Below are 24,463 nucleotides of genomic sequence, written 5' to 3'. Positions count from 1 at the left end.
TGAGACAGTAGTCAGACATGGCGAAGATTCTACAGATCCGGTTGATGTGTCACAAAATGCCTGTCGGCGAAAAACTCAAATGAGAGCGGTATATAAAAAACATGCTCACCACTCGCCCGCCCAGAGGAGTGACCCGATGACATCCCGCTTTCTCGCCATGGCGTCCGCCGTCCGTCATGCCGGCCTGCTGCTGCTCGTCAGCCCGCTCATTGCTGCCGAGCCGATGCCACTGGATCCGCCACATTGGGAGACGCAAGGCCCAGTGACCTGGGAACAAACGGACGCAGGAATCGGCGCCAGCGGCAGCGCGCCCGAACCGGGCTATCTGGTCTCGCGCACAACCTATGGCCCGCTGCGCCTGCGTCTGGCGTTCTGGATCGAGCCCGACACCAACAGCGGGGTGTTCGTCGGTTGCGCGCCCGGAGCACCCATCTCGCCCAACGCCTGCTATGAAATCAACATCTGGGATCGCCACCCAAATCAGGACTGGCGCACCGGGGCGCTGGTGGGGATCGCTCCACCCCTGGCGCGGGTCGAAACGCTCGGACGCTGGAACAGGCTGGAGATCCTGGCCGAAGAGAAACGGTTGCGGGTCTGGATCAATGACACACTGACCGCCGACCGCCTCATTGAGGCGCCCCGCCCCGGCCATCTGGCGCTTCAGTTCGGCGGCACGGGGGCGGTGCGCTTTCGGGATCTGGCCCTGGAGCGGCCCTGATTGCGAGGGTGCGGGGCGTCCAAGTTCGCTCTTTAATACTGCATCGTAAAACCGAAAGACTGATCCCATATCAGATCACCGGCTGTCCCGCGATGGTCGATTGTCAATCGCAGTCCACTCTCCGGCTTGATGCCGGCGGAGCGGCAAAGGTCATCCATCTCAGTCTTGGAGAGCGTCAGCCAGTCGTTCGAGACGGGTTTGATGGTGCTGGCAAGATTGCGACGCAACCATTCGCCTTGCTGCCCGCGATGGGTTTTGTACATCTCCCACGCCTCATGTCCATCGCTGTCAATCACCAGTCGCCATTCATCCTGTTGCCGGTCTTCGCGCAGCGGATATTTCCGGTAAAACCCCTCTGTCATCCAGGCGCTGGCATACCCCGGATCGGCACATAACACGGCCATGGGTTCGCTCAGGCGCTTTTCCAGAATCTTTTCGTCGCATTGCGCAAAGCGATGTTCACCGCTGAAGCGGAGACGGGCATCAAGCGATGTCAGACATGTCCAGTCAAGCAATTTATCAAGATCGTGAGAGTCATAATCCCCGACTGAGACCTCCAGTCCCGGCTGACAAAACACGATGGATTCGCCCCGCGCGCAGCGTGCGTTGAATTGCAGGATGGCGATATTCGGTTCTGTCACGGGCCAATTGCGGTGCCGGTTCACGCGCCCGCCCGGCTGAATCAAAGAATGGGTGCCAGATGGCTCCAGCACCCCCCAATCGAAATCGTGATCCCGACCGACTTCCTCGACCGGCGTCGCCACGACAATGAACGGCACATGATCCACAGAGGATTGCGCGACCAGCGCCCGAATCTCGGGATCCTTTTCGATGCGCTCATTGCTCTGCTTGCTGCTGCGCGTCAGCAGCCAATCCAGCCGGCGCTCTTTATGAACCCGCTGAATCAGCATGTCCTGACTGTGATAGCAGGCGATGCGCGCATGTGGGAGCTGTTCGGCAAGAAAGCGCGCTAACGCAATGGCCGTGCGGATATTGGCCACTCGCACCAAACCGAAGGACACTCGCTTCCCCGTATCGCGAAACGGCCAGGCATGCGCACCGTGCAAGCGCGTCACAGCAGCCAGCACGCCGTTTCTCCAAGCGGTTTCAGAGCAGCCATCGGCTTCAGAGCAGCCATCGATGCGCTGCAAATAGGGCCACCGAGAAATCGCCGTCGGCAAGGCGGCAATCATGCACTGTGTGTAATCCCGATACCGTTCCTGGAAATCGACTTCGGCATCGAGCGTCAGGATGGCGGGCGGGCTGCGGTCATTGACGATCAACGCCATCGGCGTCAGTGCCCGCCGTTCCAGTGCCGCGCGCATGCGCACCCCGTTGCTAAACGCCTGCTGGACAGCATGGGCAATGGGTGTCGCCAGGGTTGCCGAGGAACAGATCACATGGCGCCCACACAGCGCCGCCGCCTGGATCAGCCGGAGCACAGCGACCAAGGCTTGAGGCTCGTAACCATCGATTTCATCCAGCACGAGATCGCTGTCGGCCAAACGCAGCAGGGCGGCGACATGATTGCCCTGCCGTCCTGGCTCGCCGGCATTGACGAGAAAATCGATGGTCGAGACCAGAACAGGTGCGCCGAGAATGGATTTCCAGCGCGGACGGCGCCGCAGGAGATGATTCATCCAATCCGGCAACTCCACTTCGCCGCCAACGGCCTCGTAATCGCGGTCCTGGGCATCTTCGTCTTCCTCGTCCGCGAGGTTGAGGGCGGTGCTCTGCCATTCGTGCAATTGCTCTGCCACACGGTCGCCGATCACCGTAGCCAGTTCGTCATCGCCGATGCCAAGCGCACGCAACGCATCCCCGGTTTGCAGAGTCAGGGTGCGCAGATTGAGCGCAACGGCAAAGCGCGGACGGGGATTCAGCGTACAGGCGATCTGCGCATTCAGCCGGGTCTTCCCGGTTCCTGTCGCGGCGATGTTCAGCACCAGGATAGGGCCGGGATCGGGGCGCTCAGCCAGTTGGCGGGCCGCCTCAATCGCACGATTCTGCCAGGCGAAGGGGCCATGACCGTCGGCAGGGATGAGGAGGCGCTCGACGGTCTCGGCGCTGAGTGCAGGCAGACGCAGGGTTGCAATCCGATAGGCGCGATCCGCCGCGATCCGCGAGACCTGATCCAGATGCCAGCCGAGCGGCTGGTTGTAGGCAATCTGCCCGGTTTCCTGATCCTTATGGGTATTCGCGTAGAGCATTGGCGACATCGCATAAGGATCCTTGCGGCACTGTCCCACCATCTTCCATGAGGAGACCTCATGGTCTGCCAGAATCAGCGCCGCACGCGCGAGGGTTGCCAGCCCACGCCAGAACTCCGGCGAGGCCGATGGCCCGGCGCATTGAACGAGCCGCTCCAGCGTGCGCCGAAGATCGTTGATCAGGATCGACGGCGGTAACGCTGCGGGCTGTGGATTGGCGCGCACGTTCAGATCGGCATGACGCGAACTGTCGGGCCGCCCCAATCCTTTGAGCGGGCCGAAGAGTTTATGGTGAGTGCCCACCAGATAATCGAACGCATCCCCGGCGTCCAGCATGCCGACCGACAGGCCTGATCGTGGTGATTTTGATCTGGCGCTGCTCAGTGTCTTAAGCGTCACGCCCAACTTCAGTGATGCCCAGGCTTCGTCGATGCCCTGGCCGGCGCGCAGCCCTTGCAGCAGTCGCATCGACAGCCATTCGTGGCGAACGGGGTCGCTTGGCCGTTGTCCGGACGGATTGACCGCATACCTGAGCTTGTCGGTGAACGACACGCCTGTTTTGCCCAGATCATGCCCAAGCCCGGCGGCCTGCGCGAGCAGGCAGGCCGCGCGCACCCAGGTTGGCACTGTCCGCCGGGCGCACCGGCGCGTGCCGGCGGGATAATGTCCCGTGGGGCCAAAGCGACTGCGCGCGCCGACGATCCACAACAGTGTCATGCGCGCTGCACCCTGGTTGCGATAGCAGGCAACGGCTGTTTGCCGGGTGGCGGAGCGGCGCAGGAGCGCGCGCATTTCCTGCAAGCCTTCATGCGTGATCGGCGTGCCCCAGGTCCGCGCGCCGATCCGAATCGCGTAGCTGTCGAGAACGGCGCGCGTGCGCTTCAGCGCGCGCTTTTCGCAGGCGGAAATGAGCGTAATATACATAGACAGGCTCCGAATTCGCCGCCGCGCAGGCGGTTTAGAAGTGTGTCGTGAAATTTTTGGAGCCGTTTCAGCCGCCGCGCAGGCGGAACAACTTGACAATCGACTCTGACTGGCGTAACTCTAGCCCATAATTTTATCCTGTGTAGTGAAATTTTTCAAATCCAATGAAAAAACCAAAAGAGATCGACTGGACGTGGTCGCCATTGCCGCCAGCAAGCTATGCGCAGACCATTAGCGAATTCGTTCATTTTTCATTTAAAACAACCAACTCCAACGCTACTTCGGGCGGCATTCGCGTTGGGCCGGACAAGGGGCTCGACTTGCCCTATGTGTCAGCCCGCACGCTGATCCAGGCGGGTTATGTAATTCCGCTCGATTACGCGGCAAATGGCGGAAAGACCGCCTTGATTGCGAAACAGGTCAATGCGTTCGAGGCCGGCAAGGCGGCTCCGGGCCGTCCCGATGAAGCGCAGGCGATTCAGGATGCGATGCGCGACGCCAGGACCACGGGCGGCGAGGTGAATGCGGATTTCGTGTCGTTGCGGCTACGTCAACTGCTGCTGCCGCGCGATGGCGCCTATGTCGCCGTCACCCCGCTGGGGGCGTCCGGCCTGTGTCAGATCATCAAGAACCGCATCGACAGCCATAACGAAGTGGCGCGAGAGACGGGCCGCCATCGGCTCACCCGCGCATTCCTGGGCATTGGTGGAGCCAATCCCCAAAATGTCGGGGCACTGGTGCGTGACATGCAGCAGCCGCTGGTGAGCTTCCCGCCGCAGGCCAGAGGCGACCTGCGCGAAGTGTTTGGCACCTATTACCGGGGGATCAGCTTACGGCCGTCCCGGTCGAAGATGCTGGACTACCGGCAATGGCAGATGGCTGCCCGACATGCCAATAACGGTCATCTGCCGACTGGCATGACGTGGCGGGCAGAAGAGCAGGCCAAAATCGTCGCTATCGTGTCCGAGTTGCAGGACCGTGGTCGGCGTGCCCGCGCGCGGCTTGAGCAGTATCGCGGGTATCTGCCGAACGCAGGCGACCCGCTCCTCTCCCCGGCCTTGCGCAATGAGGTGCAAGGGCTGATCGCCCCTGATCTGCGTGACGGTCACTGGCGCAACGCCACCGCAGCCGCCATCGCACGCGAAATTGCTGATTATGCGTTTGACGACCAGGCTGGCGATTTTCTGTTCGAGCAGAAGAGTATCGATACCTTCGCGCGCTGGATCGCGGAGGTACTGCAATGACCATGCTTTTGATCCCGAATATCGAGGTCCGCACGGCCAACGCGCTGGCGTGCCCGTGGATCGTCAATGCCGCACCCATTGTGGGAACGACCCTCTTTGTCCATAACCTGTCGCGTCAATTGGGCTGTTCCGGCGAGCAGGTCGCAATCGTGCATCACGACGCGCAGTTATTAGGCGAGCGTCCAGGTCGTGATGGGTTTTATCACTTTGCGCCCCAGCAACGCCGAGGGGCCACCTTTGTCGACGCCAGGGATTATTCAAGCACCAACAAACACGCGCTCTCGATCCAGCCGACCGCCAGTTTTCACTGGCGGCTCTCGCTGATCATCGAATTCAAGGGATTACCGGACATCCAGGAAATCGAGCGCTTTCTCCATCACGCCAAGCTCGCGGGCGGAGAAATCGTCCGTCATGGAACGCTCACTCCGGGAACCGATGCGGCTGAGATGTGCGCGGCCTTACCCAATCCCGCTTATTGGCTGATCGAGCGACGCGACCTGATGATGCAGGATGCGGATCCGCTCCAGGCGTTATTCGCCGCACTGACCGAACCGCAGACATTGCCGGATGCGTCCGACAGTCAGCGGACGCCCCCCGATAGGCAGACAAAACCATCCGACAGTCCCGTCCCCCTGCCGGCTTCCTGGCTGACTCCCGCTGTCCTGGGCTATACCGCGTTGACCGATTTCGCCCCGCGCCAGGGCGTCCGTCTGCTGGATGACAGCGAAGCCCCGCTGCACGCCTTTTGTGAGCCGCTCGTTGGCCTCGCTCAATATGTCTCGCGGCATGATTACGGCGAGCGCCCCATCCCCTTCTGGCGGCACGGCTGGCCAAGACCCGACACCTTTATCGTTGAACAAAATCAATCTTTTTAACGAGGACGTACTGCCATGTCTAATCAACTCGCCATGTTCGACCAGACCGAAACATTCAAGAAACTGCCGGGCGTCCTCTCGTTTCAACGCGGAATCGCGATCAGCGATGCGCTGTTTTTCAATCAACTCGATGACAACACCGAAACCCCCGTGATGGTGGTTCGTCACGGGATTCGGGGCACGCAGAACGTCAGTAGTGGCGATAGCAAACCGGCCAAAGCCAAAAAAACAGATCAGGAAGCAAACGCCGCAGAGGCTTCGCCAACGGTCGATGGCACCACGAAAGACTCCGTGGCGCGTGACGTCTCCAATGTCCAGATCACGGATACGGCCAAGCTCGATCCCCGGTCCACCGCACTCAAGGTGCGCTGTCATCTGCGCGCCCTCGATCTTGAACAGTTACTCTTTGCCGTTGCCGCCAGCAAGGGCGAGCAGGACACCACCGCCGTCAAGCGCTATCGCGAGAGTGTGGAGCGATTTATCGCGGCGGCGAAGGAATCGGAAGGCTTGCAGGAAGTGTCCCGACGTATCGCACGGAACATCGCCAACGGTCGCTGGTTATGGCGTAACCGCACGCTGGCGCACTCCATCCGCATTGAAGCGCGGGGTCTCGGCGACCGTCTGCTCGGGCAGTACGATGCGCTGGCGATCAGTTTGAATCACTTCGACAATGTGAGCGAGAGCGAGCGCGTACTGGCCTCGGTGATCGCCGATGGCCTGCGTGGCGAGGCGGAAACCATTGCCATCGAAGCCATCATCGATTTTGGCATTCGTGGATCCGTCGAGGTCTTTCCCTCGCAGAATTATGTCGAAAAAAAGCCCAAAGGCTTCGCGCGCCCACTTTACTGCGTGGGACATCCGTCAGAATCCCGTGCAATGCCGGAGAACCATCTTTACTTCGAGGCAACCCGCGAAATGGGGCAGGCGGCACTGCGCGATCAAAAGATTGGCAATGCGCTGCGCACCATCGATACCTGGTATCCGGCTTACGCCGAGCGCGGACGCCCGATCCCGGTCGAGCCGAACGGCGCCAACCTGGATGCACAGGCCTTTTTCCGTGACAAAAAGACCTCGGCCTTTGAATACGCGCGCCGCTTCAATCTACTCGATCCCAACACCTCAGAGGGGCAATTCATGATTGCAAGTCTGATCCGGGGCGGCGTGCTTTCAGGTGGAGAGGAGTAATGCGCCCGCAGGTCTTTTTCGACATCGAAAGCCTTTCCGCGAGACGGGACAGGTTGCAGCGTGCGTCAGGACAGACGCTCAGAGAGCTGCATGGCCTGTTTGCGGAAACGCCCGCCTGTTATGCGCTGGCCCTGCCCGATTACCCACATAACGCCTTCGGGCGTCTTCGGGTGTTTGCCACGACGGCACCGGAGCTGGAACGCCTTGCCTATCGGCTGCGGAACCACGCGCTCAGAATCGGCGACATCCGGCTCGTACCAGAGGATTTCTCCGGTGCCTGGCGTTGCTATCGCCGCTACCGCATTCCGACGCGCGCCCAGGAACGTCATGCCGACGGAACGCTCCGGGTGCGCCGCATCCGCGAGGCCGACGAAGCCAGGCTGCCATATTTCGACATGCAGAGCGCCAGCACGCAGCAGGTTTTCCGGCTCTATGTGCAGAGACTCGACAGCGAGCCGACGCCGGGCGACTGTCTCCCTGACAACTATGGACTCTCGGTCAGCACGCGGTGCTTCGCGCTGCCCGATGTCAGTTAAGGCAGGCTCAGGATGACTCAGCGCAAACCCGATAAGCCAAAGCAGATTCTGCTGTCCAAACGAGCGAACGTGTTTTATCTCGAACATGCGCGCGTGATACAAAAAGACGGGCGGATTCTCTACCTGACCGACAGTGGCGAGGATGTCGAACAGTATTTCAATATCCCGGAACGCAACACGGTCTTTTTAATGCTGGGGAAAGGCACCTCGATCACCGATGCCGCCATGCGTCGGCTGGCCGAATCCAATGTCATTGTCGGATTTTGCGGCAGCGGCGGCTCGCCGCTGTTCGCCATGGCGGATCCTGTTTTTCTGATCCCGCAGAGCGAATATCGCCCAACCGAATACATGCAGGAATGGGTTCGTTTGTGGTTCGACGAGCCGAAAAGACTGGCCGCCGCCAAAGCCTTGCTGCATCGGCGCATCGTGTTGGCACAAACCGCCTGGTCCAGTAATGCGTTCCTGAAGGCGCGCAATATCGGTTTACCGGAGAACCGCGCAAAAACCTTCCGCGCGCATATCGATGCCGCTGAGAACACGCAGGGGCTGCTGCTTGCCGAAGCGGACTGGGCCAAACACCTTTACGCCTGTTTGGCCGGCAACTACCGGGTGGATGGCTTCAAACGCGATGAGGGACAGGGTCAAAAAGCAACCCAGGCAGATCGCGTCAATGGTTTCCTGGATCACGGAAACTACATTGCCTATGGCTATGCGGCAGCGGTGCTGAACACGCTTGGCATCAGTTTTTCTTTTCCGCTTCTGCATGGCAAAACCCGACGTGGCGCACTGGTTTTCGATGTCGCAGACCTTGTCAAGGATGCTTATGTGATGCCGTTGGCATTTGAATGCGGCACGAACCACAAGACAACGGACCAGGAGTTTCGCGCAAGACTGATCGAGACGGCTCACGATGCCAGCGTTCTTGATGCCTTGTTTGACTTCGTCAAAGACCTTGCTTATTTTTAACAACGAAAACAAAGGCATAGCTGACGACCCAAAAATGAAATAATTTTGGCTAAAAATCAACTATCTGTTTGTTTTAGCGAGAAAAAGAATTTTTTCTCGTCAGTTCGCCGCCGCGCAGGCGGTTTAGAAGTCAACTGCACATAACCGGGGCCGCTCAGAGAAGTTCGCCGCCGCGCAGGCGGTTTAGAAGTTGAGTGCATCAATCGCCTGTCCGAAATTCATGTTCGCCGCCGCGCAGGCGGTTTAGAAGGCATCGCACAACTCAATCTCCGGCGTCAGCGCGTTCGCCGCCGCGCAGGCGGTTTAGAAGAGACAGAGACAACAAGGAAACCGAGGGCAACGGTTCGCCGCCGCGCAGGCGGTTTAGAAGTTGAGGCATGATATGGACCTCGTTTATTTCGGGTTCGCCGCCGCGCAGGCGGTTTAGAAGTATTCCGGCAGCCTCGCCCGGCTGGTCCACGGGTTCGCCGCCGCGCAGGCGGTTTAGAAGGTTGCATGGGAGGTCACTGGCGCGAATGCAATGTTCGCCGCCGCGCAGGCGGTTTAGAAGGAGGACGTGAGCGAGGGCTTTATGGCCTCAGCGTTCGCCGCCGCGCAGGCGGTTTAGAAGTTGTCCGACTCGCTCAACACCGCATTCTCTTTGTTCGCCGCCGCGCAGGCGGTTTAGAAGGCTGGCTCGCTTCGGCAAATACTACGCCTTTGCGTTCGCCGCCGCGCAGGCGGTTTAGAAGCAGGACGACCTCACGCGCGGTTACGGCGCCCTGTTCGCCGCCGCGCAGGCGGTTTAGAAGGCGTCTCCGCCAGCGACATCATCCACCACTACGTTCGCCGCCGCGCAGGCGGTTTAGAAGGCCTTGGTCGTGCCACGGGCCGCGAGAGATGAGTTCGCCGCCGCGCAGGCGGTTTAGAAGGTCACGGATGCGGTTGCCGTTGGGCAGATCGCGTTCGCCGCCGCGCAGGCGGTTTAGAAGTGGTCCGCAAACAGACCCGCAGCCCCTTCACTGTTCGCCGCCGCGCAGGCGGTTTAGAAGTGCCCCAGGTCGATGTCGAGCCGGGAACCTTCAGTTCGCCGCCGCGCAGGCGGTTTAGAAGGAGCGGGGACGGGACTTCAATCCCTTCGCCCGGTTCGCCGCCGCGCAGGCGGTTTAGAAGGGTCAGCAGGGCGCGACCGGCGGCGGTGCTGTGTTCGCCGCCGCGCAGGCGGTTTAGAAGTCCGACAGCGCATTGAACCGCGCGTCACCATCGTTCGCCGCCGCGCAGGCGGTTTAGAAGTACAGCCCGCCGAACGCCGCGCGGTTTGGGGGGTTCGCCGCCGCGCAGGCGGTTTAGAAGGCACTGATCAGCTCGGCCATCGCGCGCTCGCGGTTCGCCGCCGCGCAGGCGGTTTAGAAGTGCTGGACCACCGCGCCCGTGCTGCCGTCAACGTTCGCCGCCGCGCAGGCGGTTTAGAAGTCGACCGGTACCAGGTTCATGCGCTGCACACTGTTCGCCGCCGCGCAGGCGGTTTAGAAGAAACGCGCTACAGTCAGGCAAAAAATACGCATGTTCGCCGCCGCGCAGGCGGTTTAGAAGACCAGCAGTTGGTTGCCATCTGCATCGAGCAGGTTCGCCGCCGCGCAGGCGGTTTAGAAGATAACCAATTCAATAGCCGCTTCATCCGAAACGTTCGCCGCCGCGCAGGCGGTTTAGAAGTACGGCATCGCAGACGTTAGCGAAATCGTCGAGTTCGCCGCCGCGCAGGCGGTTTAGAAGGGGACGCCAAGCGGGATCAGGTAAGCGTCGTTGTTCGCCGCCGCGCAGGCGGTTTAGAAGGGGCTGGTGAGACGGTCGAGATCCCTGAGATCGTTCGCCGCCGCGCAGGCGGTTTAGAAGAGGGCGAGAAAGCCGATACGGCAATCCAAGGCGTTCGCCGCCGCGCAGGCGGTTTAGAAGTCGCCCGGCGTCAGCTCGGCATTCCGGACGACGTTCGCCGCCGCGCAGGCGGTTTAGAAGAAGCGCCAAACCGCGCCGCACCCGAGCCAAATGTTCGCCGCCGCGCAGGCGGTTTAGAAGGCCATCCATCCATTGTCCGGGCGACTGCATTCGTTCGCCGCCGCGCAGGCGGTTTAGAAGTGCCGGACGGCAGCTCCGGCATTGCGCCGCTGGTTCGCCGCCGCGCAGGCGGTTTAGAAGTATGACAACCTGCTCGACGTGCTGCGCATTCAGTTCGCCGCCGCGCAGGCGGTTTAGAAGTGAACCAGATGGAGACCGCGCGCAATGAGATGGTTCGCCGCCGCGCAGGCGGTTTAGAAGGTCACACCGGTCAGCCGAAGGTCGATCCCTATGTTCGCCGCCGCGCAGGCGGTTTAGAAGATGTAGTCGGCGGGTGCTCAGCGGGTGATGAACGTTCGCCGCCGCGCAGGCGGTTTAGAAGTGCCTGTCTCTGGCAAGATCCGGCCAGGCATCGTTCGCCGCCGCGCAGGCGGTTTAGAAGAGTCGCGGCGCGGATGCCCTTGCCGTCGGCATGTTCGCCGCCGCGCAGGCGGTTTAGAAGTTAACGCCCGCGGCGCGGTCACGTGGCCACGGGTTCGCCGCCGCGCAGGCGGTTTAGAAGGATAAAATCGAGCAGGATGCGCTCAGTCATGGGTTCGCCGCCGCGCAGGCGGTTTAGAAGGGCGGATCGCGAGACTCTGGCGGTGTTCATGCGTTCGCCGCCGCGCAGGCGGTTTAGAAGAGGCGGCGACATCGAAGCCGGCGCCTTGGTCGGTTCGCCGCCGCGCAGGCGGTTTAGAAGGTCGTCAGATCGATGTCGCCGAACAGGCCGCCGTTCGCCGCCGCGCAGGCGGTTTAGAAGGCTAACACCGTCCCCGCTGGCTATCTCGAAGAGTTCGCCGCCGCGCAGGCGGTTTAGAAGTCGTCGATCAGCTCGCGCAGCGTCCGCCCGGAGTTCGCCGCCGCGCAGGCGGTTTAGAAGGTGATGCTGTTGCAGCCCGGCAGCGTGCGCCCGTTCGCCGCCGCGCAGGCGGTTTAGAAGACGCTGCGCACCTATGCCCTGGACATCGCCCGGTTCGCCGCCGCGCAGGCGGGTTTTGAAGCGGGGAGCACTGCCTTCACACGGCAGGGGTCGTTCGCCGCCGCCGGAAACTGCCCGGCGAGTTCGTCTATTGAGCGCCTGAGATGAGTCAGCGGGTGAAAGGTTTTAAACCGCTTTCCGCGCCAGCGCGACCGTATAATGCGCGCCCTGTTTGAGTTTGTCGTAGTTACCGAAAACCTCAGTCAGGTTGCGTTTCATGTACTGGCGCAAACCATTGATGGTGACCAGATAGAGCCGACCGCCGGGACGCAGACGCGCCTGGGCGTCATGGAGCAGGATCGCCAGCAGCTCCTTGCCAACCTTGGCCGGGACATTGCTGGCGATCAGATCGAAGCGCAGCCCCAGCTCGATCTGGTCGAAACCATTGCTGAGTTGCGCCGTTGCATTGGTCAGTCCATTGAGTCGGGCATTGCGATTGGCGTAGTCGATGGCGACGAAATCCTTGTCCACCATCAGCGTCCGGCCCTGCGGCGCCAGGGTCGCCAGCGTCAGACCAATCGGACCATAGCCGCAGCCGAGATCCAGACAGTCATCGCCCGGTTCGATGTCCAGATGATCGAGCAGCAGCCGCGTGCCCTCGTCGATCTCACGGGGCGAAAAGAGTCCCCAGGTGCTGTGCAGGGTCAGTGAATGTCCGCCGAGTTCAGCGGTGAAATGAATGTCCCGGCGCAGGCCGGCGAGTTGTTCGGATGTGAGCATGGTGGCGGAATCGGCAGTCGATCTTGGGATGAGATGCGTCGGTTCCGACGCGATGGCGTATGGCAGAATGGGGGCAACAGTTTAGGGGATTTCCAGGAAGTCTTATACCTGAATCATGGTTTCGGTTTAGACAGGATTAACAGGATTAACATGGTTTAAAAACAGTGACTTAAAAATCCTGTTAATCCTGTCGAAAAAGACTTGGTACAGCATGTCCGATCCGGCCGGCAGGCTCAACATCCAGTTACGGCGAACCGCTCAGGGGCGTGTCTGCGCAATCGATTCGACCCGTCCGGTCATGGCGTCGCGCCTGCTTGTGGGCCGGACGCCGATGGAGGCCGCCGCCCTTCTGCCGATCCTCTTTTCCATCTGCGGCAAGGCCCAGGCCAGCGCCTGTGTGACGGCGCTGGAGCGGGCGGACGGGCTGACGCCGATTCCAGTCGTGCAGGCAGGGCGTCAGCGGCTGGTGGCCGTCGAGACCATCCGCGAACATCTGTGGCGCATCCTGCTGGACTGGCCGCGCTGGCTGGATGAGCTGGCGGAGCGCGCGGACATGGCGGACATGCTGGCACAGACCAAGGCACTGTTTGGCGTCTGCGATCCCGATGGTCAGTTGTTTCGGCCTGGAGCGGGCGGAACCGTCATCGACCAGGCAGCATTCGACCGTTTGCTGAACGAACTGGATGCGCGGCTTGCCCGCTGTCTGTTCGGGCTGCCTGCCGACCACTGGCTGGAGACAATCAAAGATGGCCGGGGCTTCGCGCACTGGTGCGAAACGACCGGGACCGGTGCTGCCCGACTGCTGCGTCATCTGCTCGACTCCGGCGAGGCCGTAATCGGGCAATCCTCGGTCGCCGCCCTGCCCGAGATTCCCGATGCGGAGCTGATCGCCCGTCTCACCGCGCCCGATGGCGCCGAGTTCATCGCCCGCCCGACCTGGAACGGCTGCGCGCACGAGACCAGCCCCTTCACCCGGCGCGCCGCTTGCGCTCCACTCCCGGATCTGGTGTCCTGCTATGGACGTGGGATTCTGGCGCGACTGGCCGCACAACTGCTGGAGGTGGCCTGTTTGCTCGCGGAGATTCGCACCGATCTGGCAGACGCGCCCGCATCGACGCCGGTTGAATCAGGTATCGGGATTGGTCGCGCAGCGGCTGCCCGTGGCCTGCTGATCCATCTGGCGCAGGTGGAGCAGGGTCGCATCCGTGATTACCGCATCCTGGCCCCGACCGAATGGAATTTTCATCCGCAGGGGGTCGTCGCCCAGGCGCTGATGGGCCTGCCGGATGCCGGGGATGACACCCTGAAACGTCAGGCGGAACACATCATCATGGCGACCGACCCCTGCGTCGCCTTCGACCTGACCCTGCCAACTGACGACTGACGACCCCGAGGCTCCCTATGTGTTTAGCCATTCCCGCCCGCATCACCCACATCGACCCGGCCACGGAGACGGCAGAGGTCGAGCTTGGCGGCATCAGCAAGCAGATTTCACTGGCTCTGATCGATGACGCCGCCGTGGGCGATTACGTCCTGGTGCATGTCGGTTATGCTCTGAACAAACTCAGCGCGGAAGAGGCCGAAGAGACGCTGCGGCTCATCCGTGAGATGGGCATGCTGCTGGACGGGGACGCGACATGAAATATATCGATGAATTCCGCGACCAGGGGCTTGCCCGCCAACTGGCGAACGCCATCGCCGCCGAGGCCGAGCCGTCGCGCGCGTACCGGCTGATGGAATTCTGCGGCGGTCATACGCACGCCATCTTTCGTTATGGCGTCCAGCATCTGATGCCGCCCAATCTGCGCTTCATCCATGGGCCCGGCTGTCCGGTCTGCGTCCTGCCGATGGCCCGTATCGATCACGCCATCGCACTCGCGACTCAGCATGGCGTCACGCTCTGCACCTATGGCGATCTGATGCGGGTGCCGGCCAGCGAGCGCCGGACACTGCTCAAGGTCAAAGCGGAGGGTGCGGATATCCGCATGATCTATTCCACCCAGGACGCGCTGCGCATCGCGCGCGAGCATCCCGAGCGTCAGGTCGTCTTCTTCGCCATCGGCTTCGAGACCACCACGCCGCCAACCGCCGTCGCCATTCAGACCGCCCGTGCCGAAGGGCTCGCCAATTTCTCGGTCTTCTGCAATCACGTCCTCACCCCCCCGGCGCTGCGCACCATCCTTGCCACTGCCGGCCCGGATGGGGTGCGGCTCGACGGCATCCTGGGACCATCGCATGTCAGCACGCTCATCGGCAGCCGGCCCTATGCCTTCGTGGCGAGCGAATTCGGCGTGCCGGTGGTGATTGCCGGTTTCGAGCCGCTGGATGTCATGCAATCGGCATTGATGCTGGTGCGTCAGATCAACGCGGGGCGCTGTGAGGTCGAGAACCAGTACAGCCGCGCCGTCACCGAGGACGGCAACCGCAAGGCACAGGCGCTGGTGGCGGATGTGTTCCGGGTGCGCGACCGCTTTGAATGGCGCGGGCTGGGTTTTCTACCCCAGAGCGCGCTCGCCCTGGCCGATGACTATGCCGATCTGGACGCGGAACGGCGTTTTCCGTTCAGCCTTGGCGAGACCCGGGAGATCAAAGGCTGCGAGTGCCCGGCGATCCTTCGTGGGGTCAAACAGCCGACCGACTGCAAACTCTTCGGCACGGTCTGCACCCCGGACAACCCGATGGGTTCCTGCATGGTCTCGTCCGAAGGCGCCTGCGCGGCCTATTGGAGTTATGGGCGGTTCAGGACTGCTGCGGCGTGACCGCTCAAACACGTTACTAAGGCGATTTCCTGAAAACAATCTACCCACTGAGAGGTCGTGAATGGACAGGATTCACAGGATTTTTCAAGATTGACAGGATGAAGAAAACAATGGCTTGTCTCCTGTGAATCCTGCGAAATCCTGTTCATCCTGTCCATTTGGAGCCTTGACTCTGGTAGACACTTTCCCGGAAACCACCTAATAACCCCGTGGGCGCGCCACTGGCCGTCAACGCATCTGGACTCTCATGATGATTGATCGACGCTTTCCGGTACGGCTGGATCTGCAACAGGGCACGGTGGACATGAGCCATGGATCAGGCGGACGGGCGATGGCCCAGCTCATCGCCGAACTGTTCCAGCGACATCTGCACAACGATCTGCTGGCGCAGGGCAACGATCAGGCACTGTTCACGCCCCCGCCCGGCAGACTGGTCATGAGCACCGACGGTCATGTCATCTCGCCGCTCTTTTTCCCCGGCGGCGACATCGGCTGTCTGTCGGTGCATGGAACCATCAACGATGTCGCCATGGCCGGCGCCCGCCCGCTCTATCTGGCCGCTGGCTTCATCCTGGAGGAAGGCTTTGCGCTGCGCGATCTTGCGCGCATCGTCGCGAGCATGGCCGACGCGGCTAACGAGGCGGGCGTACCGGTCGTCACCGGCGATACCAAAGTCGTCGAACGCGGCAAGGGCGATGGCGTTTTCATCACCACGACCGGCATCGGCGTGGTGCCAGACGGCATTCTGATCTCTGGCGACCGCGCGCGACCCGGCGATGTCATCCTGGTCAGCGGGCACATCGGCGATCACGGCGTCGCCATCCTCTCGCAGCGCGAAAATCTGGGCTTCGGCACGGCAATTCAGTCCGATACCGCTGCCCTGCACGATCTGGTCGCCGCCATGATCTCAGCCGTGCCCGACATCCACTGTCTGCGCGACCCGACGCGCGGCGGACTGGCGACGACCCTGAACGAGCTGGCGCATCAGTCCGGGGTCGGCATGCAGATCCGCGAGTCGGCCATCCCGGTCAGGCCGGAGGTCGCCGCCGCCTGCGAATTGCTCGGCCTCGATCCGCTCTATGTCGCCAACGAGGGCAAGCTCATCGCCATCTGTCCCGCCGCGCAGGCCGAGACACTGCTGGCGGTCATGCGCGCCCATCCAAAGGGTGTTGCATCGGCCATCATCGGTGAGGTGGTCGAGGATGCACTGCATTTCGTACAGATGGAGACGGATTTTGGCGGGAGCCGGATCGTCGATTGGCTGGCTGGGGAACAGTTGCCGAGAATCTGCTGATGGCCAGATAAATCGGGTTAAAGCAATAGAGTAGATTTACGGACTAGATTCTAGTCTGCTTTTGCCCTATTTTGACCCTGCCTTCAGCACACCAAAATAACGACGAGGAGGACCACATGACGAAACATCTGCTCGCCACCGCTGCCCTGTTTGGCGCTGCCGTGAGTCTTGCCCTCGCCAGCGACATGGCGACCCCCGACGAGGCGAAAACCCTGTCGCAGAAGGCTCAGACGGCGGTCAATGAAATGGGCAAAGACAAGGCTTTTGCCGCCTTTGCAGCGGATGACGGGGGATTCAAGGAGAAAGACCTCTATGTCTTCTGCATGGATCTCGATGGCGTCATGCTTTCGCATGCGATGAAACCCGAACTGGTCGGCAAAAATCTGCTCGACTTCAACAAATACGGGGATGAGCTGTTCAGGAATATGGTCGGTGTCGCCAAGATGTCCGGCGAGGGTTGGGTCGATTACAAATGGCCCTATCCCGGCTCCGATGAGATTCGCGAGAAGACCAGCTATGTGATGACCAACAAGGAAGGTTTTTTCTGCGGGGTCGGCGCTTACAAATAAACAGGCGTCGTGAACTGGAAAACAAAACACCGCCTTCGGGCGGTGTTTTGTTTTAGGCCATCGATAACTACAGCGGCTCTTCCGGGTTGGATTGCGCGCTGTCTCTGCCGAAATCCAACTCATCCACGGCAATTTTCAGGATCGTCTCTCTGCCACGCTTGTCGGTCTGGCGGAAATAATCCACCAGTTGCCGCTCCTGTGGCGACAGCGGGTCTTTATCGTCGAGACACAGCAGATACGTCGGTGTGACCGTTCCGAGTGCGACCGACAATTCATGTGCCTCTTCAAGCCCCATGCGGCGAATTCCCTGCTCATAGTTGCTGATCCGAGACTTGGAAAGCGAGTTCGTGCGGCTTGAGAGGTCGGAAAGGCTGAGCTTTTGCTCATGCCGGGCTGCGCGCAGGCGTTGGCCGATTTGTTTTGTCAGGTCCATAGCGATTTAGGTTAAGCAAGCCTGTTCTGTTAGTGATACACGTTATGATCAAAAGGCGACGCCGAAGTTCGCCCGATCATCGGGTTAAACACACGTCCAATATGCGGGAACTCAAGCGTCGATTTGCCATCCGGATACGAGCGATGCCCGCGTCCCCGAAGTTGGCGTCAGTGATGCAATCTGGACCGATCAACCCAGAAAGGCATCCTCCCATTCGGCATCGCCGACAGTCTGAGGGTGCGGCTCAACCACCCGATCCGCAAAGGCCCGATCCAGTGTCTTCATGAAACACTTGGTCTGGGGAGACAGAAACTTCCCGCGACGCTGGACAATGCCGTAGCTGCGCTTGGGGAAATACTGTCCAAGCGGGATGGTTCCCAGGTTTTCCCTGCCGGTGAGACAGACGTCGGTGACGATCGAGATGCCGAGCCCAAGCTCGACATACTTTTTAATGACTTCCCAGCCGCCCGCTTCCATGGTGACGTGATAAGCCAGATTATGCTGTTTGAAGACCAGATCGACGATGCGCCAGGTACTCAGGTGACGCGGTGGCAGAATCAGGCCATAAGGCGCGATCTCATCCAGCGTGACCGATTCCCGACCAGCCAGCGGATGATTTCTGGGCGTAATCAGGGTCGGCTGATAACTGACGAAGGGCCGGTAGGTAATGTCGTCCGGAACCTCCAGCATGGAGCCCACCGCCAGATCGGCCTCGTCGGCGCGCAACATGGCCAGACCGTCGCGCCCGGTGACATTGTGCAGCTTGAGTTCGATCCCCGGATAGTGATCCACGAAGGATCGCACCGGCTCGGGCAGAATATAGAGGATGGTCGATTCACCGGCGGCAATGTTCAGCACACCCTGATCCACCCGGCCACTCTGGGTGGCGAACGCCTCATGGAGCTTGTCCATGCCTTCGACCAGCGGTTCGGCCATCTGGAACAGCAGATCACCTTCGGGCGTGAGTTTGATCTTGGGGCCGCGCCGCTCGAACAGCACGGTGCCAAATTCGCGTTCCAGCGCCTGGATCTGGAGCGAAACAGTCGGCTGACTCAGAAAGATCTTTTCAGCGGCGGCACTGACGCTGCCGGTGCGCGCGGCGTGACAGAAGGCACGCAACTGCTTCAAACGATTCTGTTTATAGTGAATCTGGGAGCCCGAGCCCATAGTCATTCCGATCCTGCGCGTGGTGATGACAATTATGTTAGCCCATGAAGGCCATTGATAAAAGCAATAAACGCATGACAGGTGAATTCAAACCCAAAATCCCGGTCAAGAACGGCCTTTTCACCAGCCATGACCAGGATTCGACGGGCGCTCAGGTCTCGTCAAGCTGCTGGAGGATATTGCGCGCCACACGGCGCTGATCAGCGTTACCTTCCTCCAGCACCTCATACAGCACTTGGCGGGCCGCGAAATCGCTGTGCAGCTCACGCAGCCGATTGGCACGCCGGATCTTCTCCTCGACCGCATCGACTGCGGCCTCGCGCGCATCCGGTGTTTTGACTCGCGACTCCTGGGCATCCTGGGCATCCAGCAGATCCAGCTCGGTCTCCATTTCTTCGTCGGTCAAGGGACGCCAGCGATCCGATGCGTCAAAATCGGGAGCCAGATTGCGGCCAACTTCAGCGGCAGGCATCCCGGTTTGCGCGGAGCTGGCTCCTGAAGCCGATGCCGCTGATGTGCTCCGTCCCGATACGGCTGCATCGGGCGGCGGATCTGTGTCGTCATCCAAAGTCTGGCGCTGGCGCAGCATCAGCCGCGACAGGACGATCCCAAGTTCAAACAGCAGGCACATGGGAACGGCCAGCAGGGTCTGGGAGAAGACATCCGGCGGGGTCAGCAGCATGCCAATGACGAAGGCGCCGACGATCACATAGGGACGCTTGCTGGCCAGATCGTCAGGCGTCACCACACCGACCATGACCAGCAGGATGGTCGCGATCGGAATCTGGAAGGAGAGACCGAAGGCAAAAAACAGGGTCAGCACGAAGTCAAGATAAGCGGAGATGTCGGTCATCATCGCCACACCGTCGGGCGTGGTGCCGGCCATGAAGCCAAAAATCAACGGAAAGACAAGATAATAGGCAAACGCCATGCCCATATAAAAGAGCAGGATGCTGGACACCAGCAGGGGGATAGCGAAACGTTTTTCGTGCTGATACAGCCCCGGCGCAACGAAGGCCCAGAGCTGATAGAGCAGATAGGGCATGGAGAGAAAAATCGCCGCGACCAGCGCCAGTTTGAAGGGCGTGAGGAAAGGCGAGGCCACCTGGGTGGCGATCATGGTGCTGCCTTCCGGCAACTGCGCCATCAAAGGCGCCGCGACATAGCTGTAAAGATCGTTGGCGAAGGGAAAGAGTACCAGCACGACCACGCCAATGGCGATCAGCATGCGGATCAGCCGGTCACGCAATTCGACCAGATGCGAGATGAACGGCTGTTCGGCGCCTGGATCCTCGGGCTGGATGCTGGTGGACATGGATAGCCTTCTATACAGACGCCGAAGCTGGTCAAGCGCAAAGCTCAGACGCGGGGTTTATCCTGAGCGTTTGCGGCGCCGGGTTTGACTGTGGTGGCATCGCCCTCAGCCGTCCGCTTCTCAGCCGACTGGCTGATCGGCGTGGAATCGGCCGCCTCATCGGTCTTGTCGCTCTCCGACATGGCGCTGCGAAAACCTTTCACTGCATTGCCCAGATCCGCACCAATGCTCTTCAAACGCTTGGTGCCGAACAGCAGTAACACGATGACCAGAATGATCAGAAGCTGCCAGATACTAATGCCGCCTACGCCCATGTGTTTCTCCCAACCGCCATGCTTTGGGCGGTTGAATCTGCGATTGGAAATGACGACCGGTCAATGCCAGGCCAGGATGACGAATCACCGCGAACCCCGGCGAAAAGACCACTTCAGTCACCAGAAGTTGCCGGCGGGCAATCATACCGTAATCGCCGGAACGGCGGCAGCCCTCGTTATCTGGCGCGACTGGCCTTTTCCTCCAGACCGGAAAGCCCGAAGCGCCGCTCCAGTTCAGCCAGCACGGCATCCGGCCCCAGTCCCTGATGGGCCAGAAGCACCAGCGTGTGAAACCACAGATCCGCAACCTCGTAGACGATCTGTTCGGGAACCCCGTCCTTGCCAGCCATCACCGTCTCAGTGGCCTCTTCGCCGATCTTTTTGAGGATGGTGTCGAGTCCCCTGGCATAGAGTTTGGCAACATAGGAGGAATCGGGATCCGCCGTCTTGCGCGCCTCCAGAACCAGGGCGAGACGCTCCAGGGTATCGTTCATGTCGCCGGACTCCGGTCAGGATGCGTGATAGATCGCCGTTGGATCCTTGAGCACGGGATCGGTCTCGATCCAGCGTCCGTCGGTATCCAGTTGGCGAAAGAAACAGTGATGGCGCCCGGTGTGACAGGCGATACCGCCCTGCTGTTCGACTTCGATGAGAATGACATCGGCGTCGCAGTCGAGTCGGATGGCGTGCAGGATCTGCCGGTGCCCCGACTCTTCGCCCTTATGCCAGAGACGCCCGCGCGAGCGCGACCAGTAGACCGCCTGTCCGGTCTCGCGGGTGAGGCGCAGCGACTCGCGATTCATCCAGGCCATCATGAGGATAACGCCCGTTCCATGCTCCTGAGCGATGGCCGGAACCAGCCCGTCGGCGTCCCATTTGATGGCATCGAGCCAGGTGTCAGACATGGCCTGCCTCTGCGGCGAGCTGATCAGCGAGACGCTGTCCCTCGGCGAAATCCAGTGTCCCTTCATAGATGGCGCGGCCAGTGATGGCGGCAGTGATGCCGCAGCCAGCGACTGACGCCAGGGCACGAATATCATCGAGATGGGTGATGCCGCCGGAGGCGATGACCGGGATGCGGATCGACTCGGCCAGGGCGCGGGTTGCCGCGACATTGGGACCGGAGAGCATGCCGTCGCGTCCGATGTCGGTATAGACAATGGCGCTGACGCCGTCGCCCTCGAAGCGCCGGGCCAGATCCTCGACCCGATGGGGCGTGATCTCGGCCCAGCCTTTGATGGCGACCTGGCCGTCTTTGGCGTCGAGCCCGACCATGATGTGCCCCGGAAAGGCGCGGCAGGCACGGGCAACGAACTCGGGCTCATTGACCGCCTGAGTACCGATGATGCAGTAGCTGACACCGGCCCTGAGATAGGCGTCAATGGTCGCCTCGTCACGGATACCGCCGCCGACCTGAATCGGCAGATCGGGATAGGCCGCCGCAATGCCCCGGATGGCCGCGCCATTGACCGGCTCGCCGGCAAAGGCGCCATTGAGATCGACCAGATGCAGCCGGCGCGCGCCCTCGCGCACCCAGCGTCCAGCCATCTCTACCGGATCGTCGGCAAAGACCGTCTCATCGTCCATACGGCCCTGGCGCAGCCGCACGCAGCGGCCATCTTTCAAATCGATTGCGGGGATTAGCAGCATTTATTGGCAGTTGGCAGTTGGCAGTTGGCAGTTGGCAGTTGGCAGTTGGCAGTATTCACACTGACCACTGATAACTGGCAACTTAGTAACCGTTCAATCACAACGGATCCAATCTTAGCCCCTCTCCCCTCGCGGGAGAGGGGTTGGGGAGAGGGGGAGAGAGTGACCGGAACGACCGATTTTTTTTGCACCGTTACTCACAAAGCGCCCTTGGTGGATGGCGTGATGCCGGCCATGCGTGGATCGGGTTCGACCGCCATGCGCAGCGCGCGGCCGAATGCCTTGAAGATGGTTTCGGCCTGATGGTGCGCATTGGTGCCGCGCAGGTTGTCGATATGCAGGGTCATGCCGGCGTGGTTGACCAGTCCCTGGAAGAATTCCTGGAAAAGATCCACATCGAAGGAACCGATCAGGCTGCGGGTGAATTCAACCTGATAGACCAGCCCCGGACGACCCGAGAGGTCGATCACCACTCTTGAGAGCGCCTCGTCCAGCGGCACATAGGCATGACCATAACGGCGGATGCCTTTTTTGTCGCCGAGCGCCTGGGCCAGCGCCTGACCCAGCGTGATACCGAGATCCTCGACCGTGTGATGGGCGTCGATGTGCAGATCGCCCACCGCCTCGATGTCGAGATCGATCAGACCGTGACGGGCCACCTGATCGAGCATGTGATCCAGAAAGGGCACACCGGTTTTGAAGCACGCCTGGCCTTGGCCGTCCAGATTCAGACTGACGCGGATCTGTGTTTCGAGCGTCTTGCGCTCGACCTCGACACGGCGGGGTGTATCCAGTGACATGGGCTCAGTATGGTGGTCGTTGCGGCGCGCCAGGCTGGCGCGCCGAAAGTCGGCATTAAACCACAGCCTTAAAAATCCTGTTAATCCTGTCGAAAAACCTGATGCGCGGAGGCGAGGCTCAAACCTCAGGAGGACAGCTTGCGCTTGAGGATGTCGTTGACCTGCCCCGGATTGGCCTTGCCACCGCTCTGCTTCATCGCCTGACCGACGAAGAAGCCGAAGACCTTGTCCTTGCCAGCACGATACTGCTCCACCTGCTCCGGATTAGCGGCAATGATGGCATCGATCATGGATTCGATGGCGCCGCTGTCGGTGATCTGCCTGAGTCCCTGGGCATCGATCACGGCATCGGCCTCACCGCCGCCGTTCCACATGCCCTCGAACACCTGCTTCGCCAGCTTGCCCGAGACGGTTCCGTCCTGGATGCGCCGAATCAGCCCGGCCAATCCGGTCGCGCTGACCGGGCTCTGGGCGATCTCGCCCTCGCCCTTATTGAGCGCAGCCAGGAGTTCGCCGCTCACCCAGTTGGCAGCCAGCTTCGGCTCGCCGCTCTCGCGGGCAACGGTCTCGAAATAATCGGCCAAATCGCGACTGGCAGTCAGCAGATTGGCGTCGTAGGCGGAGAGCCCGTATTCGGCATGAAAACGCGCACGCTTGGCGTCCGGAAGCTCGGGCAGATCGGCGATCGCATCGTCCAAAAAGGCGGCGTCGATCTCCAGCGGCAGAAGATCAGGATCCGGAAAATAGCGGTAATCGTTGGCTTCTTCCTTGGTACGCATGGAGCGCGTTTCATCTTTGGCCGCGTCGTAAAGACGGGTCTCCTGGATCACGGTTCCGCCGCCCTCTATCAGATCGATCTGACGCTCGACTTCAAACTGGATCGCCTTCTCCAGAAAACGGAATGAATTGACATTCTTGATCTCGGCACGGGTGCCAAATTCCTTTTGACCCACCGGGCGCACCGAAACATTGGCGTCCATGCGGAAAGAGCCTTCCTGCATGTTGCCGTCGCTGATGCCGATGTAGCGCACGATTTGATGGATCTTTTTCGCGTAGGCCACCGCTTCCTGCGGGGTGCGCAGATCCGGCTCGGAGACGATCTCCAGCAGCGGCGTGCCGGCACGGTTCAGATCGATGCCGGTGAAGCCGTGGAAATCCTCGTGCAGCGATTTGCCGGCGTCTTCTTCAAGATGAGCGCGTGTGACCCCGATGGTCTTGACCGTACCATCGTCGAGGACGATCTCAACCTGGCCTTTGCCGACCACCGGCAGCTCGTACTGGCTGATCTGATAGCCCTTGGGCAGGTCAGGATAGAAGTAATTCTTGCGGGCAAAGATGGAGCGCGCCGCGATCTCGGCATCGATCGCCTTGCCAAAACGCACGGCGAGCTTGACCGCCTGCCGATTGAGCACCGGCAGCACGCCCGGCAGACCCAGGTCGATGGCGCATGCCTGGGTGTTGGGCTCCGCGCCGAAGGCGGTCGGCGCACCGGAAAAAATCTTGGATTGGGTCGCGAGCTGAGTATGGATCTCAAGACCGATGACGGTTTCCCATTGCATGATTGGGCCTGCTTGATGATTCAGATGATCCATTTTCACGGGGGCAAAATAAAACCCCCGTTTTCTTCCGAAGACGGGGGTTTTGGGTATAAGGCCCTGGCGGTAACCTACGTTCACATGGGGAAGCCCCACACTATCATCGGCGAGCCACCGTTTCACGTCTGAGTTCGGGA

22 protein-coding genes and 1 CRISPR repeat array are annotated in these 24,463 nt (G+C 60.9%); of the genes, 11 read left to right on the top strand and 11 right to left on the bottom strand.

Features of this window, described 5'->3' with window-relative positions:
* Positions 1-136 precede the first annotated feature (136 nt).
* Positions 137-718 carry a 3-keto-disaccharide hydrolase gene (locus tag EDC35_RS18215; RefSeq protein ID WP_243651783.1) on the top strand — a complete coding sequence of 194 codons (582 nt, stop codon included), beginning with the start codon at positions 137-139 and terminating at the stop codon, positions 716-718.
* A 32-nt stretch (positions 719-750) separates the two neighbouring features.
* On the opposite strand, the gene EDC35_RS18210 is transcribed toward EDC35_RS18215, so the two are convergent.
* Positions 751-3,852: a P-loop NTPase family protein gene (locus EDC35_RS18210; protein ID WP_132978686.1), complete on the bottom strand. Its 3,102-nt coding sequence runs from the start codon at positions 3,850-3,852 to the stop codon at positions 751-753.
* A gap of 164 nt (positions 3,853-4,016) precedes the next feature.
* On the opposite strand from EDC35_RS18210, the gene EDC35_RS18205 reads away from it, so the two are divergent.
* The 5 genes from EDC35_RS18205 to cas1f are packed head-to-tail and all read left to right on the top strand — an operon-like array spanning position 4,017 to position 8,658.
* Positions 4,017-5,096, top strand: a complete 1,080-nt coding sequence (locus tag EDC35_RS18205; RefSeq protein ID WP_132978685.1) for a hypothetical protein — start codon at positions 4,017-4,019, stop codon at positions 5,094-5,096.
* Positions 5,093-5,971: a type I-F CRISPR-associated protein Csy2 gene (locus EDC35_RS18200; RefSeq protein ID WP_132978684.1), complete on the top strand. Its 879-nt coding sequence runs from the start codon at positions 5,093-5,095 to the stop codon at positions 5,969-5,971. The genes EDC35_RS18205 and EDC35_RS18200 overlap by 4 nt, the downstream gene beginning before the upstream one ends.
* Before the next feature lie 15 nt (positions 5,972-5,986).
* On the top strand, positions 5,987-7,156 hold the full coding sequence (gene csy3, locus EDC35_RS18195) for a type I-F CRISPR-associated protein Csy3 (RefSeq protein WP_243651782.1): 1,170 nt from the start codon (positions 5,987-5,989) through the stop codon (positions 7,154-7,156).
* Positions 7,156-7,692 (top strand): type I-F CRISPR-associated endoribonuclease Cas6/Csy4, encoded by a 537-nt coding sequence (locus EDC35_RS18190; RefSeq protein WP_132978683.1) that lies wholly within the window; start codon positions 7,156-7,158, stop codon positions 7,690-7,692. Before csy3 ends, EDC35_RS18190 begins: the two co-directional genes overlap by 1 nt.
* Positions 7,693-7,704: 12 nt before the next feature.
* Positions 7,705-8,658, top strand: a complete 954-nt coding sequence (cas1f, locus tag EDC35_RS18185; protein ID WP_132978682.1) for a type I-F CRISPR-associated endonuclease Cas1f — start codon at positions 7,705-7,707, stop codon at positions 8,656-8,658.
* Between the two features lie 102 nt (positions 8,659-8,760).
* Positions 8,761-11,731: a CRISPR direct-repeat array (repeat unit 28 nt; unit sequence GTTCGCCGCCGCGCAGGCGGTTTAGAAG).
* A 105-nt stretch (positions 11,732-11,836) separates the two neighbouring features.
* Here the strand turns inward: cas1f and EDC35_RS18180 are convergent.
* Positions 11,837-12,430, bottom strand: coding sequence for a class I SAM-dependent methyltransferase (locus tag EDC35_RS18180; protein WP_132978681.1), 594 nt, complete (start codon positions 12,428-12,430; stop codon positions 11,837-11,839).
* 211 nt (positions 12,431-12,641) lie between these two features.
* Here EDC35_RS18180 and EDC35_RS18175 point away from each other — a divergent pair, with 211 nt between their 5' ends.
* The 5 genes from EDC35_RS18175 to EDC35_RS18155 all read left to right on the top strand — a co-directional run bounded on the left by EDC35_RS18175 (position 12,642) and on the right by EDC35_RS18155 (position 17,052).
* A complete protein-coding gene (locus EDC35_RS18175; protein WP_132978680.1) occupies positions 12,642-13,814 on the top strand; it encodes a nickel-dependent hydrogenase large subunit in 1,173 nt (390 codons plus the stop codon).
* A 17-nt stretch (positions 13,815-13,831) separates the two neighbouring features.
* Positions 13,832-14,071 carry a HypC/HybG/HupF family hydrogenase formation chaperone gene (locus EDC35_RS18170; protein ID WP_132978679.1) on the top strand — a complete coding sequence of 80 codons (240 nt, stop codon included), beginning with the start codon at positions 13,832-13,834 and terminating at the stop codon, positions 14,069-14,071.
* Positions 14,068-15,189, top strand: coding sequence for a hydrogenase formation protein HypD (hypD, locus tag EDC35_RS18165; protein ID WP_132978678.1), 1,122 nt, complete (start codon positions 14,068-14,070; stop codon positions 15,187-15,189). Before EDC35_RS18170 ends, hypD begins: the two co-directional genes overlap by 4 nt.
* Before the next feature lie 247 nt (positions 15,190-15,436).
* On the top strand, positions 15,437-16,483 hold the full coding sequence (gene hypE / locus EDC35_RS18160) for a hydrogenase expression/formation protein HypE (RefSeq protein ID WP_132978677.1): 1,047 nt from the start codon (positions 15,437-15,439) through the stop codon (positions 16,481-16,483).
* A 116-nt stretch (positions 16,484-16,599) separates the two neighbouring features.
* Entirely contained in the window at positions 16,600-17,052 is a 453-nt protein-coding gene (locus tag EDC35_RS18155; RefSeq protein ID WP_132978676.1) for a cache domain-containing protein, read from the top strand.
* Between the two features lie 67 nt (positions 17,053-17,119).
* Here the strand turns inward: EDC35_RS18155 and EDC35_RS18150 are convergent, their stop codons facing one another.
* The 9 genes from EDC35_RS18150 to gatB all read right to left on the bottom strand — a co-directional run bounded on the left by EDC35_RS18150 (position 17,120) and on the right by gatB (position 24,290).
* Positions 17,120-17,485 carry a helix-turn-helix domain-containing protein gene (locus EDC35_RS18150; RefSeq protein WP_132978675.1) on the bottom strand — a complete coding sequence of 122 codons (366 nt, stop codon included), beginning with the start codon at positions 17,483-17,485 and terminating at the stop codon, positions 17,120-17,122.
* A gap of 189 nt (positions 17,486-17,674) precedes the next feature.
* Complete coding sequence (locus EDC35_RS18145; protein ID WP_132978687.1) at positions 17,675-18,652, bottom strand: LysR family transcriptional regulator; 978 nt, start codon at positions 18,650-18,652, stop codon at positions 17,675-17,677.
* Between the two features lie 151 nt (positions 18,653-18,803).
* Entirely contained in the window at positions 18,804-19,967 is a 1,164-nt protein-coding gene (gene tatC, locus EDC35_RS18140) for a twin-arginine translocase subunit TatC (protein ID WP_132978674.1), read from the bottom strand.
* Positions 19,968-20,011: 44 nt separating this feature from the next.
* Positions 20,012-20,281 carry a twin-arginine translocase TatA/TatE family subunit gene (tatA, locus tag EDC35_RS19055; protein WP_132978673.1) on the bottom strand — a complete coding sequence of 90 codons (270 nt, stop codon included), beginning with the start codon at positions 20,279-20,281 and terminating at the stop codon, positions 20,012-20,014.
* A 176-nt stretch (positions 20,282-20,457) separates the two neighbouring features.
* The gene (locus tag EDC35_RS18130) at positions 20,458-20,775 is read right to left on the bottom strand and encodes a phosphoribosyl-ATP diphosphatase (protein WP_132978672.1); all 318 of its coding nucleotides are present in this window, start codon (positions 20,773-20,775) and stop codon (positions 20,458-20,460) included.
* Positions 20,776-20,790: 15 nt separating this feature from the next.
* A complete protein-coding gene (gene hisI, locus EDC35_RS18125; protein WP_132978671.1) occupies positions 20,791-21,186 on the bottom strand; it encodes a phosphoribosyl-AMP cyclohydrolase in 396 nt (131 codons plus the stop codon).
* The gene (hisA, locus tag EDC35_RS18120) at positions 21,179-21,931 is read right to left on the bottom strand and encodes a 1-(5-phosphoribosyl)-5-[(5-phosphoribosylamino)methylideneamino]imidazole-4-carboxamide isomerase (RefSeq protein ID WP_132978670.1); all 753 of its coding nucleotides are present in this window, start codon (positions 21,929-21,931) and stop codon (positions 21,179-21,181) included. Before hisA ends, hisI begins: the two co-directional genes overlap by 8 nt.
* A gap of 197 nt (positions 21,932-22,128) precedes the next feature.
* Complete coding sequence (hisB, locus tag EDC35_RS18110) at positions 22,129-22,731, bottom strand: imidazoleglycerol-phosphate dehydratase HisB (RefSeq protein WP_132978668.1); 603 nt, start codon at positions 22,729-22,731, stop codon at positions 22,129-22,131.
* Positions 22,732-22,856: 125 nt separating this feature from the next.
* The gene (gene gatB / locus EDC35_RS18105) at positions 22,857-24,290 is read right to left on the bottom strand and encodes an Asp-tRNA(Asn)/Glu-tRNA(Gln) amidotransferase subunit GatB (protein ID WP_132978667.1); all 1,434 of its coding nucleotides are present in this window, start codon (positions 24,288-24,290) and stop codon (positions 22,857-22,859) included.
* Positions 24,291-24,463: the final 173 nt, after the last annotated feature.

It is taken from the genome of Thiobaca trueperi (genome assembly GCF_004342175.1).
Taxonomy (GTDB): domain Bacteria; phylum Pseudomonadota; class Gammaproteobacteria; order Chromatiales; family Chromatiaceae; genus Thiobaca; species Thiobaca trueperi.
Note: the sequence above shows the minus strand (reverse complement) of the source record. Positions and strands in the feature narration are given on the sequence as shown.